This is a genomic window from Candidatus Babeliales bacterium, assembly GCA_036260945.1.
GTDB lineage: Bacteria > Babelota > Babeliae > Babelales > JACPOV01 > JACPOV01.
In genome coordinates, this window is the sequence record DATALT010000002.1 from 843,722 (window position 1) to 859,638 (window position 15,917).

12 protein-coding genes and 1 tRNA gene are annotated in these 15,917 nt (G+C 38.9%); 7 read left to right on the top strand and 6 right to left on the bottom strand.

Annotated elements, in window-relative coordinates; genetic code table 11:
- Nucleotides 1–100 precede the first annotated feature (100 nt).
- From VHO47_04875 to VHO47_04895, 5 genes are all read left to right on the top strand, one after another.
- Nucleotides 101–1,636, top strand: coding sequence for a YifB family Mg chelatase-like AAA ATPase (locus VHO47_04875; GenBank protein HEX2978426.1), 1,536 nt, complete (start codon nucleotides 101–103; stop codon nucleotides 1,634–1,636).
- Nucleotides 1,633–2,115, top strand: coding sequence for a 4'-phosphopantetheinyl transferase superfamily protein (locus VHO47_04880; GenBank protein HEX2978427.1), 483 nt, complete (start codon nucleotides 1,633–1,635; stop codon nucleotides 2,113–2,115). The genes VHO47_04875 and VHO47_04880 overlap by 4 nt, the downstream gene beginning before the upstream one ends.
- Before the next feature lie 29 nt (nucleotides 2,116–2,144).
- Nucleotides 2,145–2,221, top strand: a tRNA-Met gene (locus VHO47_04885).
- Between the two features lie 643 nt (nucleotides 2,222–2,864).
- The gene (locus VHO47_04890) at nucleotides 2,865–3,680 is read left to right on the top strand and encodes a hypothetical protein (GenBank protein ID HEX2978428.1); all 816 of its coding nucleotides are present in this window, start codon (nucleotides 2,865–2,867) and stop codon (nucleotides 3,678–3,680) included.
- A 28-nt stretch (nucleotides 3,681–3,708) separates the two neighbouring features.
- On the top strand, nucleotides 3,709–4,524 hold the full coding sequence (locus tag VHO47_04895) for a hypothetical protein (GenBank protein ID HEX2978429.1): 816 nt from the start codon (nucleotides 3,709–3,711) through the stop codon (nucleotides 4,522–4,524).
- A gap of 41 nt (nucleotides 4,525–4,565) precedes the next feature.
- On the opposite strand, the gene VHO47_04900 is transcribed toward VHO47_04895, so the two are convergent.
- Genes VHO47_04900 through VHO47_04910 form a run of 3 tightly spaced genes read right to left on the bottom strand, consistent with a single transcriptional unit; the run spans nucleotide 4,566 to nucleotide 7,351 of the window.
- Entirely contained in the window at nucleotides 4,566–4,997 is a 432-nt protein-coding gene (locus tag VHO47_04900) for a bis(5'-nucleosyl)-tetraphosphatase (GenBank protein ID HEX2978430.1), read from the bottom strand.
- Between the two features lie 6 nt (nucleotides 4,998–5,003).
- A complete protein-coding gene (locus tag VHO47_04905) occupies nucleotides 5,004–6,656 on the bottom strand; it encodes a lipid II flippase MurJ (protein ID HEX2978431.1) in 1,653 nt (550 codons plus the stop codon).
- Complete coding sequence (locus tag VHO47_04910) at nucleotides 6,653–7,351, bottom strand: ATP-binding cassette domain-containing protein (GenBank protein HEX2978432.1); 699 nt, start codon at nucleotides 7,349–7,351, stop codon at nucleotides 6,653–6,655. The genes VHO47_04905 and VHO47_04910 overlap by 4 nt, the downstream gene beginning before the upstream one ends.
- Before the next feature lie 201 nt (nucleotides 7,352–7,552).
- Here VHO47_04910 and lon point away from each other — a divergent pair, with 201 nt between their 5' ends.
- Both lon and VHO47_04920 read left to right on the top strand, forming a co-directional pair.
- Nucleotides 7,553–9,910 (top strand): endopeptidase La, encoded by a 2,358-nt coding sequence (gene lon / locus VHO47_04915; GenBank protein ID HEX2978433.1) that lies wholly within the window; start codon nucleotides 7,553–7,555, stop codon nucleotides 9,908–9,910.
- A 6-nt stretch (nucleotides 9,911–9,916) separates the two neighbouring features.
- A complete protein-coding gene (locus VHO47_04920; GenBank protein HEX2978434.1) occupies nucleotides 9,917–10,981 on the top strand; it encodes a carbohydrate kinase family protein in 1,065 nt (354 codons plus the stop codon).
- On the opposite strand, the gene VHO47_04925 is transcribed toward VHO47_04920, so the two are convergent.
- The 3 genes from VHO47_04925 to VHO47_04935 all read right to left on the bottom strand — a co-directional run bounded on the left by VHO47_04925 (nucleotide 10,968) and on the right by VHO47_04935 (nucleotide 15,845).
- Entirely contained in the window at nucleotides 10,968–11,564 is a 597-nt protein-coding gene (locus VHO47_04925; GenBank protein HEX2978435.1) for a non-canonical purine NTP pyrophosphatase, read from the bottom strand. The two genes, VHO47_04920 and VHO47_04925, sit on opposite strands and share 14 nt — an antisense overlap.
- 100 nt (nucleotides 11,565–11,664) lie before the next feature.
- The gene (locus tag VHO47_04930) at nucleotides 11,665–13,713 is read right to left on the bottom strand and encodes a hypothetical protein (protein ID HEX2978436.1); all 2,049 of its coding nucleotides are present in this window, start codon (nucleotides 13,711–13,713) and stop codon (nucleotides 11,665–11,667) included.
- A gap of 32 nt (nucleotides 13,714–13,745) precedes the next feature.
- A complete protein-coding gene (locus VHO47_04935) occupies nucleotides 13,746–15,845 on the bottom strand; it encodes a WD40 repeat domain-containing protein (GenBank protein ID HEX2978437.1) in 2,100 nt (699 codons plus the stop codon).
- Nucleotides 15,846–15,917 lie beyond the last annotated feature (72 nt).

Consider the following 15,917-nt stretch of genomic DNA (forward strand, 5'->3'; position numbering starts at 1 on the left):
CTGAACCGATATAGATTTTTTATTTTTGCTAAAATTATAAATCATGTTTATTATGGATTCTAATTCTATTGCATCTGCTGCTTAGGGAATACAAAAAATTATGCATGCAAAAATATTTTCAGCTACAACGATTGGTATTGAAGCACATCTGGTTGAGGTAGAAGTCGATCTTTCCTATGGCATGCTCCAATTCTTTATTGTAGGATTGCCCGATACTGCTATTAAAGAAAGCCGGCAACGCATTGCAACTGCAATCAAAAATAGCGGCATTCGATTGCCCGAACGAAAAATTACCGTAAATTTAGCGCCCGCCGATTTAAAAAAAGAGGGAACGCTTTTTGATTTGCCGATCGCAATTGGAATTCTGGCAGCGGCACAATTAATAAAAATTGAATCGGCATTTTTGCATGAAACACTTATTATTGGAGAACTTTCGCTCGATGGAACCATTCGTTCCATAAAAGGAGCATTGCCTATTGCATTCGATGCTCAAACATTAGGAAAAAAAAGATTAATTGTTCCCAAAGAAAATGCGCACGAAGCAGCACTTATTAATGGTATTGAAGTGATTGGTGTTTCAAATCTTGTCGAAATAATTTCATTTCTGCGCGCGGAAATATCAATTGCCCCAACCCAAAGTTCGTATGTTCCTAAAAATACCATTTGGGGCGATTTAGATTTTGGCCAAGTAAAAGGGCAACATCAAGCAAAACGTGCTTTGCAGATTTGCGCTGCAGGCAGGCATAATATTTTATTTATCGGGCCGCCAGGATCTGGCAAAACGATGCTTGCAAAACGGCTCCCTTCAATTATGCCGCCATTATCGTTTCAAGAAATTTTAGAAACCACCAAAGTGTATTCGGTGAGCGGTAAATTGCAAAAACAGTTAATTACCGCTCGTCCATTTCGCAATCCGCATCACACCATTTCGCAAGCGGGGCTTGTAGGTGGAGGCTCATTCCCGCAGCCGGGAGAAATAAGCTTAACACATAACGGCATTCTCTTTTTGGATGAACTTACAGAATTTAAGCGCACCACGCTTGAAGTGCTCCGCCAACCACTCGAAAATAAATCGGTCTGCATTTCACGCGCAAATCAAAGCGTTACATTTCCTGCGTCATTTTTACTCATTGCAGCGCTCAATCCCTGCCCTTGTGGATTTCTTGGCGATGCAAAACGAAATTGCCACTGCTCGCGCACCGCAATAGAACATTATTTAGCGAAATTATCGGGCCCTCTTTTAGATCGTATCGACTTGCAAATCAATGTGCCATCACTCGATTACGATACGCTCAAGAAAACCGATGCCCCTGCACTTACTTCTGCCGAACTTTTTGCTGGTGTTCAAAAAGCACTCGATGCTCAAGTAAAACGATTTGGAAATCAGCATGAATTTAATAGCAACATGACCTCGCAACAGATTGATGAATTTTGCGTCTTAACCGCCGAAGCGGAACATCTGATAAAGCAAGCTTTTGGAAAATTGCATCTAAGTATGCGCGGCTATCATAAAATATTAAAAGTTGCCCGAACAATTGCAGATATTGAGAGCTCAGCCGTAATTGAAATGCCTCACATTCGTGAAGCTATATTCTATAGATCGCTTGATGCAACGCTGGAGAAAATGCGTTCATGATCCTTGGCATTGGTATCGATTCAGCAGAGATCGAACGTTTTTTAGATTGGGACAAATTTACACACCGGCAATTACTCAAATTTTTCAGTCAGCGCGAAATCGATTATTGCACATCGATCCCTGCAAAAAGCGCTGAACGATTTGCCGCCCGGTTTGCAGCAAAAGAAGCACTTTATAAAGCGCTTTCAAACCTGAGACCACAAAAGCCATTTTTGCTCTTAACCGTTGCTAAAAAATGTGAAATTTACCAAGAAACCGATACCGCTCCTTCTATGCGAATCGACTGGACTTTCTTTATATCAACATTTTTTCCACACCTTAAAACAGCTCCAATTGCCCATTTAAGCATCACGCACACGCGCGCAATCGCTACAGTTTGTATAATCTTAGAGAGTAAATCCGATTACCTGTTGACAAAGAACAAAAAAAGCGTACTATTACCAGTACAAAAGCGCATTTCAATAAGATATTGCAAATAAGCGTTTTGAAAATTGAAAAACAAGTTTGACGCGGGGTAGAGCAGCCTGGTAGCTCGTTGGGCTCATAACCCAAAGGTCGCTGGTTCGAATCCAGCCCCCGCCACCAATTTTACGTCTGTCTGAGCATTTTGCGCTCAAAAACTTCGATTGGCATGGCCTCTTCTTAACGAATCGTCTTCTCTTCCTCAATTTTTTGTGTTCATATTTTTTTATTTCATCCCAGGATTACGACTTTCTTTATTACTATCGCTATTCACCTGATTTTTCAGCACCTTTTTGACTAAAAAAGTGCCGTCTTTTCTTATTATTCTTTTTGAAGGAATCTTCTTTCTTTATAACTATAGTTATCTATTTAGCTTTGCGCCGCTTTTTTAGCGTGTAAAAAGTTTTCTAATAGCCCGACTTTATAGAAATAAACTAATTTCATATTTGTCATTTATGTAAAAATGTAGCCAGTTTGACATTGTTTTTTAATTCAATTATTATGAATAAAGCATGCGTACATTGGTATTTTACGTTGGCCCGAGCCTTTTAACTTAAGTTTCAAATGTTGGTTATGTTTTTTTCATTATCATTATTATTTGAGTTTTCTGCTCTTCCTATCGGTAACCCTCAAGATCATTTAAAGAGCGCAGACAAGAAGATAGGTTCTAATCGGTCAAATAATGAACAACCTTTGATGCCAGATTCGCAATTATTGCAGTGTCCTTCTCTTGATTAATATTAATTATTTATATGGGGTTATTTTTATGAACTATTTATTACTGATATGTGCATTCATGATGCATTTATCTATTTTTTCTATGGAAAATCCGAACACCAACAATAAATCTACAAATGATGGATTGGCAATAGTCAAAAAACTAGATGGTCACCCTGGCATCGTTGATAAGATATTTCAATACGTGCAAGCGGCGCGCGTCAGAGAACTTAATGGTTTTAAGGCATTAATGCCTGACGACAAAAATGTTCAATTTTGCGATGAAGATGAAAATCCTATAGCGATAGATCCTGTTCTTGTTTTTGGCGGCATACAAACAAAGGGAGATAAGCAGATTTTTGTTATTCCCAATAACAGTATCCCTGGATTACGCGTGAAAAAAGATGGTACTCCCAAAAAAGTAAGCGCTTTACAGCAAGAAAAATCTGCTATCAAGTTTGAAACTAAACAATCAAGCAAAACATCTCCCCAAGTAAGAGTAACAAAAACACTTGATGATAAAAAAGAAACACTTTATTCGCCAAAAACATCAATCACTATTAATAACAATAACCCGTTAGCAAGTCTTTTTGCTCGTGTTACTCCTGTAACTACACAGCAAACCGCGCGCAGTCTTTTTTCTACTGGAAAACCAAAAGATGTTGCTCTCAAGACATTCGCAAATGGCAGATTTGTTTACGTTGGCAGCGATCGCGTGTTTGATCACCTCACTGAACAAATAGCTGTATTGCCCAAAAAAATAAATCGATCATCGGTTATATATTTCACGCCGACTATTTTTGAATCAACTCCGGTGAATAAATTGAAGAATATTGAATCTGCAAAAAAGCATAAGAAAAATTAAATCTTTGTTTTGAAACTACGGGATTATTATGAACATATTATTTTTAGCTTTCATCGCATTCTCATTTTCTACCTTATGTATGGAAAATGATTCTAAGAAAATCGTTAAAACGTACCAAGGGCGCGCACGTCTTAATACAGCGGACGTAAATAAGAGCGCGACTCAACTGCAACCTATTAATACGCAAGCAGCAACCAACGTTGTTCCAAAAAAAACAAAAGTTCCAAAACAGGTAACATTTGGATTAGCGAAAGTTATTGCTGAGGAAAATAATAGTAAAGCTGTTCCTGAACCAAAAGAAGATAATAAATGGGTTCACTTTGATGACGAAATAAGTATTGCGGCACATTTATTGAAACCTAAAAATACTTTCAAAATCTCGAAAAAAGTAACTATTGCACCTCAGGGATTGCAGTTTGAGAGAGATCAAGACGGAAAACTCCAAATGCAGGACGGATGTTTTATCGTTAAAGAACCTAAATCTGGAAAAACCAACCTTTGGCTGCATGGTGCAAATGAGCAAGTATTAATTAACCACGTCGGGCAAAAAGGAATCCATACCGTTGGCAACAATATGAAAGTGATTATTAAGCCAGATACGGAAGCTCGATTAGTTACCACCATTAATAAGCAAGAGGGTAAACTCACTTTTTATTCTCTGTTGCCGACAAACAACAGCCGATTAGACGCGGTTTCTGAAAGTTATGAAATCTCAGCTCTTGAGAGCAAAGGCATTAACAAGATTATTGTTGGCCCTGATGCTCACATAAAATTCCGTGGAGCAAAATCAAGTTCACAAAAACCTATGATATTCTTTACTGAGCAAAAACAAGAAAAGAAATAATCGTACTAATTATATTAATAGGGATATCACGCTCGATATCCCTATTTTTTTTCATCTCGATCATTTAAAAACCGTTCCATATTTTTAAGCAATTCTTTTGCATTTGGATACGTGAGTTTTTCTATAGCTTCCTTATACGGCAGCCATTCGTAGCCAACATGCTCGTGCGACAGCATTACTTTTTTAGTGCTCACTTTTCCGATAAAAAAATAAACAGTTTTTAGAATTAACTCGTGAGTTTTTGAATTTTTAAAGAAATACTCAAACGATTCTTCAAATCCATCAACCAGCTTTGCTGACAAGCCGGTCTCTTCCTGGAGCTCTCGGATTGCTGCTTCAACTTTATTTTCACCATTTTCAATATGCCCTTTAGGAAAATCCCAGTGGCCAGATGCATAATGAAGTAATAAATAGGTGCGTTTACCTACACGTTCATAATAAACGACGACGCCCGCAGAAAATTCGCGATTCATAGTTGATTACTCCAAAAAATAGAGGTGAATGCCAAACGAACGACGGGTTTTGGATAATAGTACAAAAAAGAGAACCGCCAAAGGACAGAGCCACGCCCAAAAAATCATCGTCTCCAAAAGAACATGAGACCATTCAGGAATAAAACGTGCAATAAATAACGTGCAGAATGAATAGCAGATAAAAAAGAGCAAACTAAAAAGAGTGCATTGCATCAAACTCTTAATAGCAAACGCTCCAAAGCGAGTCGTATAGAGAGCGATACCGAAAAAATAATTCAATCCCAGAGCAAAAAGCGCGGTTTGCATCATGCTTACAAGCACCGTGGTTAGGGCAATGCCGGCTGCGCCAAAAAGAGGCATCAAAATAAAATAACTTAATAAAACATCGATCACTAAAACCGCTACCGAAATATAAAGCGGAATGCGCGTTTCGTGCAATGCGTAATATAAATTGAGCAAGATATGATTCAGTGAAAAGAAAAAAAGTCCTATCACGAAAATGATTAAAATAGTGCTCGCTTCCTGCACATGAATCATCGTGAATTTTTTTGAAAGAAAGAGGGTTAAAAAAAGCTTTTCAGAAATGAAGGCAAACAAAAGCGATACCGGAACCATCACCCAAAAGATAAGCTTTGCCGCTTCAAAAAGAAAAAAGCTCAAGCGCGAACGAGCGTAGGTGCCCACGCGAGCAAAATAGGGAAATAAAACAGTCGAAAATGCTCGAGAAAAAACACCGAGCGGAATTCCCATAAAGCGATTTGCATAATAAACGAGAGCAATCGAGCCTGCAGGCAAAAAGGAAGCAATGCTGGTTGAAACAACGAGTAATAATTCCATAACGCTCATTGAAAGCAAACAGGGGAAAAATTTATTGAGAATTTGCCTCATTGAGACCCATGTATTTTTCGTGATGGGTGCGAGGGTAAAACCTACTCTAAAATAAGCGATCAGATGCCAAAGCATATGCACTAAACCACTGAATAAAATGAATGCGCAAAGAATTTTTACTGGCCAATTGAAATACATGCACAATAAAATGCCGGCAATAAAAATAACGTTAATGAGCACCTGCGCAAATGCGGGCACAAAAAAATCGTTCACCGACTGCAAAGCACTTGCAAGCAGCGCGCTTGTTGATAAAAAAAGAATAAATCCTATTAAAAGTCGCAAAAATGAAACGGCATAGGCCACTTGCGCACCCGCTTGCCCTTGTGCTAAAAAAGCGACGCATGCGCCGATAGTTTTATCAAGCACTGGAATGCCAAAAATCGCAAATTCTCTTTGTTGTGGAATGCAATACCAACCCGGTGCAATAAAACGAATTACCGCCTCCGCTTTCCAGAAAATCAGAACGCATATCGCGAATAAGATTCCTTCAAAAATAAGTAATGACAAAGTCATTAAACTGCTGACCGCTTTTTTATCATCTTTTTTACCCAACGAAACAAACGTGGGCACCAGCGCCGCACTGAGCGCGCCTTCAGCAAAAACTTTTCTCATAGAGTTAGGAATTTTGAATGCGGTGATAAAAGCGTCTGCAATCACACCAACACCCAAGAGATTTGCCATGAGTACTTCGCGCATCATGCCTAAAAGGCGACTAATCATGGTTGAGCTTGCAACTTGAACCGTTTTTTGACGAATTGCTTGTCTATTCACGATGGTAAACCCTTTCCTTCCTGAAAATTTTCTAATCGCGAGCTTGTAATTTCGATGATCGTATCCATTTTTGATAAAATAGCGTGATCGTGTGTACTTAAGATGAGTCCCAATTGAAAATCTTTTTGATAGGCGAACAATAAATTAATAATTTCCCCGCCCGTTTTTGCATCAAGTGCGCTTGTTGGCTCGTCTGCAAGAAGGAAATCAGGTTCCGTAATTAAGGCGCGTGCCAGCGCAACTCTTTGCTGCTGCCCTCCTGAAAGTACCTGAGGAAATGAATGCGCATATTCTTGCAAACCCATCAGCTCCAGCAAATGTGCAGCTTTTTTTGTAGCCTCGGTTTGAGAATAGCCTGCAATCATAGATTTAATGGCAATATTTTCTAAGGCTGACAGTTCATAAATCAAATGGGGAGATTGAAAAACAATCCCAATATTTTTTTGTCGTCCAACGTCACCAAACGAAGCGGGCATCTGCGATCCATTATCAAATTCGTAGCTAATATAACCGGCTGTTGCTTGTTCAAGGCCTGCTGCAAGATGCATAAACGTAGATTTGCCGGCGCCCGATTGGCCGACAACACCATAACGCCTATTTTTTTCAAAACGAGCAGTTATCGGATTGAGCGTGAACGGGTTCAGTCCCGAAAACGATTTACTAACGGCTTGAAAAATAAGGGTTTTTAGACGCATGTTGCTACAATCATTCTATTGAGAAACACCCGCTTGTTTAAATGCCCTTGGGCAACTCTCACGCAATTATTGTTTTCAATTGTGTTCATACTCTACAATGAAGATAAAAGGGATACGGACAACACCAATATTACAAGCGGTATTTGCGCTGATGAGTATACGGTGTTTTAGGTAAAATACAAATAAGGGGGAGTGAGTGTAATGAAAACATTGTCATCTAAAAATATTAAAGAAACCATTCCTGATATACTCCCAGTCATCCCCACAATGGACGTCGTCGTTTTTCCGCACATGATCGTTCCATTGTTGGTGCTTGATGAACGGATTATTAAAGGTGTACAAGAAGCTGTTGAAGGTTCAAAGCTTGTTATGCTTTTAGCTTCAAAAAAACAAATTGATAACCATGAAACTGCGATAGGGACGCAAGATCTTTTCTCGATTGGTACCGTCGCTTCTATTATGCGATTGGTCAAAATCCCTGAAGGCGGTATAAAAGTTTTAGTTCAAGGTTTACACAAAGCAACCGCGAGCGAAATAATAACCGATAATTCGATTTTATCGGCACGCGTTCAAGTTTTAAATCATGAAGATATGCCTGAAAGCGCAGAGGTTGTCGCGCAAATTAAAAATATCAAAGAGTTAACCGAGCGTATGGACGCTGCAGGCCAAACGTTTAGCCCAGATTTTCATACCATTCTTTCGAAAATGCAAGATCCGCAAAAAATTGCCGATTTTATTCTTTCTCATTTAAGTTTATCGGTCGTCGACGCTCAAGGCCTTCTTGAAAAACCGACCTTACGAGAATTCCTTGAGGTAATCTATCTGCTTTTGAGCCGCGAGCTTGAGGTTGCAGAAGTGCAAGAACGGGTTAAAAATCGTGCACGAGAATCGATGAACAAATCCCAAAAAGAGTTCTATTTGCGGGAGCAATTAAAGGCGATAAAAAAAGAGCTTGGCGAAGATGATGTAGAAGATGTGGAAGAAATGCGCGCAAAAATTGAAACACTAGCACTTTCTGACGAAGCACGCGTTGAAGTTAATCGTCAATTGAACCGCCTTGAACGTACTGCTGCAGATTCTATGGAAGCATCGGTTACGCGCACCTATCTTGATTGGATGCTTTCAATGCCATGGGGTTCTGAAACTTCCGATAATCTTGATATAAAACACGCGCGAGAAATTCTTGATCAGGATCATCATGGCCTAAAAGAGATTAAAGAACGAATTTTGGATTTCATTTCAATCCGCAAACTTAAGCAAGATTCGCACACGCCGATCCTTTGCTTTTTTGGTCCCCCAGGAACTGGTAAAACATCACTTGGGCAATCGATCGCTAAATGTTTAGGCAGAGAATGTTTCCGCGTTTCTCTTGGCGGCGTGAAAGATGAAGCAGAGATCCGTGGCCACCGCCGCACCTATGTTGGCGCAATGCCTGGCCGCATCATTCAAGGGTTCCGCAAAGTAAAATCTCTCAACCCAGTCATTGTTATCGATGAACTTGATAAAATTGGTGCTGATTTCCGTGGAGATCCTTCAGCTGCATTGCTTGAAGTGCTCGATCCGCAACAAAACAAAACCTTCTATGATAACTATTTGGGCGTCCCGTTCGATTTATCTAAAGTTATTTTTATTGCTACAGCCAACTCACTCGATACTATTTCAGAACCGTTGCGCGATAGGATGGAAATTATTCAACTCTCTGGCTACACGCTCGATGAAAAACTGCATATTAGTAACTTGCATCTTATTAGAAAAGCGATTAAAGATGCCGGCATGGAAGATCATAATTTGAATTTCCATGATGATGTGCTTAAAGATCTCGTGCTTAACTACACGCGCGAATCTGGGGTTCGTCAACTTGAGCGTTTAATTAGAAAACTGTGTTCAAAAGCGGCACGATGCTATGTAGAAGAAAATCGCACCATTAGTTTTGCTCCTGAAAATATTGAAAACTATTTAGGGCCGCGCCGGTTCCTTGAAGATGATGTCAATAAAGAAAATCATGTTGGGGTAACGAACGGCCTTGCATGGACTTCTTATGGTGGAGAAATGATTCGCATCGAAGCGGTTGCAATGCCAGGAAAAGGCCGCTTGATTTTAACGGGGCAACTTGGCAACGTGATGAAAGAATCTGCTCAAGCGGCAATGAGTTATGCGCGCGCGCACTCAAAAGAGTTCAATATTAATAGCAAAATGTTCACGCATTACGATCTGCATATCCACGTTCCGGCTGGTGCAATACCTAAAGACGGCCCGTCTGCAGGAATCGCGATGCTTACTTCGATTCTCTCAGCGCTGACCTTGCGTCCAATTAACGCACAATTTGCTATGACCGGAGAGTTAAATCTTCATGGCGATGTGATGCCTATTGGCGGCGTTAAGGAAAAGATCCTGACGGCAAAACGTAATCGCGTTCCTCATGTGATTTTACCGCAGAAAAATAAGTGCGATTTAGTTGGCCAAGAAGATATTGTAAAAGATATTAATGTCATTTGGGTAACGCATGCAAATGAAGTATTGAGCCATGTACTCATGCCAGAAACGAAGGAAAAACATTAATTGAAAGTGTTAACTATTGGTGGCGCCACGCAAGATATCTACATTGTGCCCAAACAGCTTGAAACACTCAACTTAAAAGGGACTTCCTATCTTGCTCTGGAAGTTGATACTAAAATAGAACTTGACACAATACTCTACTCTACCGGCGGAGGAGCTACCAACTCCGCCGTTTCTTTTTCTCGCCTCGGGTTTCAAACATTTATTAATTGCCTGATTGGCAACGATCTTGCAGCGCATGCAATTATTCAAAAACTTGAACAAGAAAATGTAAACACAAGCTATGTTCATACCACCGATGAATCGCAAACGGGCAGATCGTTTATCATTCCTTCGGCAGGAGGAAAACGAACTATTTTATCGTTTCGCGGCGCAAACACCAATTTGCGGCGGGAGCATCTGCCACTTTCAATACTGAAACAATTTGACCTCGTGTATATAACTTCATTAAGCGATGCGGCAGCCCATCTTTTGTTGCCAATAGCGCTCAAGGCGCGTGAACTTGGCGTAAAAATAGCGACAAATCCAGGCGGCAGCCAACTGAAAGCAGGAACCGGTGCAAAGGTTCTTTTTGAATCACTTAATGCTATAGATATTTTGATTTTAAATGCACAAGAAGCTGAACTTTTTATGGGAACGATTTCAAAAGAATATTTAAAATCTGGCTCACCGATTGGTCAAAAAACAAATAATTTACCCCCGCTGTTGCATGGTACTTCTTGCTTTAGCCTTCTGGATTATTGCGCCACGGTCATCGCCCAAGGCCCCAAAATTGTTGTTGTGACCAATGGCGCGGACGGAGTGTACGTCGCGACTCAAAATGAAATTCTTTTTCATCCTGCACTGAAAATAGATGTCATCAACACGGTTGGCGCTGGTGATTCATTTGGTTCGTGCTTTGTCGCATCAATTATGCAAGGTAAATCTGTTGAGCTAGCGCTTATGAACGGCATGATCAATAGTGGAAGCGTTCTTTTGCATCATGATGCAAAAGAGGGGTTGCTGACGCAGCACGCATTAGAGCGTAAAGTACATGCAGCTACTCAAATTATTCAAAAATTCAGCCTAAATTAAACTCGGCACGTAATTTTCCTATTGCTTTATCTCGATGATCAGTAATTTTAATATTGAGCGCATCAATCTCAGCAAGCGTTTTTCCATATTCAGGCACAAAAAAAATAGTGCGATATGGCATTCCCCTTAATAATTTTCCGCGCGGTTTACGCGTAATAACGCCGTTGAGTTCGCCGTGATAATATGAGATTTCACCATTTGGTTTTGCCAACGCTAACACTACGTTGAATGCTGCAGAACGCTGATTATCTGGCACGTGCTCCATCAAAGTCAAAATCTTTTCGATTTTTTGTTCATCAGTTGCACCTTTGCCAGCAAAACGGGCAGAATATAATCCTGGCGCACCCTGCAACGCATCGATGCGTAATCCACCATCGTCTGCGAGAGTCAGCATATTGAAGCGCTCTGCGTAATGGTATGCTTTTAATGCCGCGTTTTCTTCATACGTAGCACCAGTTTCTTCAACATCGTCTTCGATGCCCAGTTCATTTAGCGAAACTACGCGCACATGATCACTCAATCTGCGTGAAATCTTATGAAATTTGCCCGGATTGCGCGTTGCAATAAGGAGTGTAATAGCCATGACGATTTACCCGCGAAATTTTTTCTAAAAAGTTTTTCAATCTAAATATACCTTCTAGAAATGCACACAGCAATCCACATAAATTCTATCTATGCGCTAATCACTTAATTTTTAATTTGTTAGTCATTTCTTTTTTCAACTCTTCAGGTAAATCTTGAAAGTACCTATTCAAATCTGGAAACGTATCAAATAATTTTTTATGTTCCGTAGCAAGTCGAGCCACGAGAAGGAATGTGCTAAGTTGCGTAAGCGATAAGCTATTGATTATCGAACGATATGGATTTTCCCCTACAGAGATTTCCTCCTTGAACCGTGCAATCAAAGCGTTGCTATCGTTGCGCGCGACCGCCGCCAAAAAAATAGATTTGGTATGAATAGTAGTAATAGATTCTCGAGTCTCAATATTTATTATTCCAATACCTGAATCCTTATTGAAGAGAATTATATTTTGCGTCTCTGGATCGAAACCAATAAGAGATTGTTTACGAAGCGGAAATACTTTATATTTTTTTTCAGTTATATCCTTAATCCCGCCATCGAATATACGCAATTCATCGCCAATCTTTATGATAAGATTACCTGCGCGATTGAACCAAAGTCGATCGATACCTGTAGATCCTGCATCCAATTTTTTCTGCACGTTGCCTTCGAGATCTGTAAATATAATTTTGTAGGGTGAATAATAAGCAATTAATTTGGTTGTCATATCATATGCTATGTTTGCATAATACCCAGCATTTGAAGCCAACTCTTTGATTTCAGGGTTCTTTGCATTTTGAAAATTTATTTTTTGTATAAAGCCCGCAGGAGTGCGCATTATTACTACATGTTCATCTTCGGTAAACGCAAATGAAGTGCCTGGATTTTCAAGAACGTCTATATTAATACCTAATGTATCCAATGCTATATTCGCTTCATTTTTCCGCCCGAGAACATCCACGATATCTAACCCCTTTGAGGAGAGTATGAATAGCTTAGTGCCTTCAGGGTTAAAAGAGCACGCTTTAACCTCCAACTCGAACTTGGTAATTTTCGGTTTATCTCTTTCAAAATAAATAATCGCACTATTACCGTATCCTGCAATGAAAGCTATTGGAAGGCCATTTCCATTTGAAAAGGCAAAACAATAATTTCTTATGCTTTCATTGGGGAGTATCTTTTTGAGTTCATATTGTTTAGAACGCCATCCAAAAGAACTAAGGAATTTATTTTCACTTATCATTCTCCGCACTATTGATGGCTGAATAGTCGTGGGAATAGCACTATCAATTTCTTTTAGTGTCTCAACTGGATTATCTTTATTTGCTTCTAAAAATTGCTGAAGTTTAGCCCCTATATTTTTTTCTGCAGCACTACTTAATGATTCAATATTCAAATAATCGGCCAACTGAAGATATTTTGCTAATTGATGAAAGCTAAGACTCTTTTTTTTGAATAACTCATTGAGTTTTTCTTGATTGCCAATGTCATTTCCTTCTGCTTTCATTTCATTAGCCAACGAAACGAGCATTTCCCAGTCAACCTTTGTAATATTGCCGACAATTATTTCTGTCCCTACCTGTAACTCTTCAGGCAAAACGCTATGGATCATCAGGACATGGTCCTTTAAAAATGGGGACGCATTAATGATCGAAAATATTGCTTGAGTATCTTGGGGAATTTTTACACTGAGCAATTCTTGTTTAACTTCCTCTTTTCTTACTCGCTTTACGCTTCTTTCCTCTTGCTCGTTTTCTTTACGTTTTGCAAGTATTTTTTTATAGAGTTCTTTAAATTGTGTAGGTAGTGGAATATCCAGATAATTGAGCATATCAAGCACACTTTCAAATTGTGCTCCCATTTGATGCTGGGCATGCTCAAGGATATCTTTAAAATTTGCATCTAATAAATTTTTTTCATTCGCAATACTTACTAAATAGCGAAACGCATGCTCTTGAATATCTGGTAAAATAATTTCTTGTAACTCGCCTTGCTGACGAATTTCTTCAATCAATTCACGCAATGTTTGAGATTTGGTTGCTAGAAAAAGAAGTGTATTCTTGTTGATCGTTGTCTGAACATCCCCTTTAAGCCTCACCAGAATTTGATCTGGCGGGCAGCTACCAATCAAAAATAATACACACGATGCTGCAATAATTCGTTTTAACATTTCAACTCCAGAGTTCGTAGTTTTCGTTTTCATCAATTATTAACATGAGAACTTTTCAGAATAACCGTCTCTTTTACATCTTTTGGTAACGAATCGATTATTGATTTTACATTTTCTGGTAACTGAGTCGTTCCTATAAATTCTTTCTTAGCATCAATCTGATACTTTTTCAAAAGTGCGATCAAATAGGCCTGCTCAAATGACAAATTTTTTAATTGCTCATCGATGTTTTGCCAAAGAAGAACGCCAGTTTTATAAATCATGCCAAGGCGGTTCCCGTCTTTGCTGAATGCTAGCCAAGTAGCAGAAGATTGCCCCCGCCATGACGGCCATTCCCACGTGCCTAATTTGATAATTTGTTGATCATTAAACCCTGGCAGTCCCCAAATTCGCAGCTCAGAATAAAAATCCCCAACTATTTTTGTGACCGCATCATTCCAAACAACCCCCGTTTGCCAAAACAAGACTTCCTTTTCTCGATAACCTAGCGAAGCCTTTTTAAGTTGTTTTCCTTCTTGATAATCAAATATATAAACACCCTCCTGAAAAGACTTCACTAGAATTTGATTTTCTTTCAAAAAAGAAATGGCACGAATAATAGTTTTATCAGCGATTGCCATTTTTTTCATGTCACTTTTTACTCTAGGATCAATTATTAATATCTCTCCAGTTATAAGGCCAACTGCCAGAAACTGATCATCAGGTGAAAAAGCTATGCTTGAAGCCACTTCATGAATAACCCTATCCAATACCTGAAGTTGATCCGTTATTGGATTATAGATGGTGATTTTATTTCCCGTATTTACATACGCGAACAAGCTTCCTGTATTGCTAAAAGCTCCGCATCCTGAATATTTTTTAATAAATCTGAGCGGAAATTCTTTATTTTTTAAATTGACCATAATAGCCCTACTAGACACATTTGAAGTCCCCACCAGGAACGCGCCATCCTCACTAAAGAGTAAATTGGTTGGGGCCGGACTAGCCCACACCTCTCGTCTTGAAGTCTTTGTCGAAAAATCAAATAACATTACGCTCGACGTGTTCGTGGCTGTTTGTTGCAAACTGATTGCAAGTGTGTTGCCGTTAGAAGAGAAAGCCAAAGCGTGTACTGCTTCATTTGTCTTAATTGCGATAGGACCCGACCAATGAAATTCTTTAAATAAATCCTCTCTGATTATCCTATTCTTAAAAATTTCCAAAATATCTAATGGAATATCGTCAAAAACTGCCATCGATTGGAGCGCCTGATTTAAATCTTGCTGCGTAACGACAGAGGGAAACATTGAGTTAAGATACACGTTTTGCACCGAGCTCATTAACGCAGGAATATCTAAATAATTTGATATATGTATAAGCTCCAGTAACTCTTTGCCGCTAATTTTTTCAGCCACGATTACCTGCGAAAGATTTTTTTCATCTGACAAGTCACTTTTTTTTGCTAGATCCAAAAGAGAGTCCCATTGCGATTTCGTAATCGCGACTTTTATTTCTGTTCCAGCATCGATCGCTTCAATAGTTTTAAGCTTTGGGTTCATCACAAGAATGCTATTCTTAAGTACATCAGAATTTTTAAGAATATTAATAATTGGTTTTCTATCATTATAAGAAGCTGGCATTATAAGGCTGAACGATTCATCTGCTTTTAATTTTTTTTCTAAAGGCTCGCTTTCTATAGATTCTTTTCTTTTAATTGCGGGAAAACAGATTTCTTCTCTCTTTATTAAATTCTTTAGTTCAGCCGCTATTTCATGAATGTCCAAATATTGTATTACTGCTATGAGTTTTTTAAATTGAAGCTCACCATTCAGTTCTAGATATTTTAGTAACTTTGGGCCTAATTTTTCTTCAGATATTATGACATTAAGTGCATCAAGTACAAACCTAAATAAGCTTTCATCGACGTCAGGCAAGGGTAATTCGTTAATTTGATGATTAATATCAGTTTCCTCAATTTCTTGAGCAATGTTATTAATAGTAGGAGAATATATTCTTAGCTTGGTAAAGACTTCATTTGGAATATAAATGCTCCGAGCATTTTTTAATTTAATTTTAACATCAGCGTAAATGTCTACGTATGCCCCATTAATAAACAGGTGCGCCAATAGACTTATTCTTACTATTCTTTTCATAAACCCCCTCATTTTTTTTGAATTCAAAACTAGTTTAAATTTTTTGCGTTTCCGCGTTCAATACATTCATTA

Coding starts and splice junctions, on each gene's coding strand:
- VHO47_04875 (HEX2978426.1), top strand. CDS start 101: ATGCATGCAAAAATATTTTCAGCTACAACGATTGGTATTGAAGCACAT.
- VHO47_04880 (HEX2978427.1), top strand. CDS start 1,633: ATGATCCTTGGCATTGGTATCGATTCAGCAGAGATCGAACGTTTTTTA.
- VHO47_04890 (HEX2978428.1), top strand. CDS start 2,865: ATGAACTATTTATTACTGATATGTGCATTCATGATGCATTTATCTATT.
- VHO47_04895 (HEX2978429.1), top strand. CDS start 3,709: ATGAACATATTATTTTTAGCTTTCATCGCATTCTCATTTTCTACCTTA.
- VHO47_04900 (HEX2978430.1), bottom strand. CDS start 4,997: ATGAATCGCGAATTTTCTGCGGGCGTCGTCGTTTATTATGAACGTGTA.
- VHO47_04910 (HEX2978432.1), bottom strand. CDS start 7,351: ATGCGTCTAAAAACCCTTATTTTTCAAGCCGTTAGTAAATCGTTTTCG.
- lon (HEX2978433.1), top strand. CDS start 7,553: ATGAAAACATTGTCATCTAAAAATATTAAAGAAACCATTCCTGATATA.
- VHO47_04925 (HEX2978435.1), bottom strand. CDS start 11,564: ATGGCTATTACACTCCTTATTGCAACGCGCAATCCGGGCAAATTTCAT.
- VHO47_04930 (HEX2978436.1), bottom strand. CDS start 13,713: ATGTTAAAACGAATTATTGCAGCATCGTGTGTATTATTTTTGATTGGT.
- VHO47_04935 (HEX2978437.1), bottom strand. CDS start 15,845: ATGAAAAGAATAGTAAGAATAAGTCTATTGGCGCACCTGTTTATTAAT.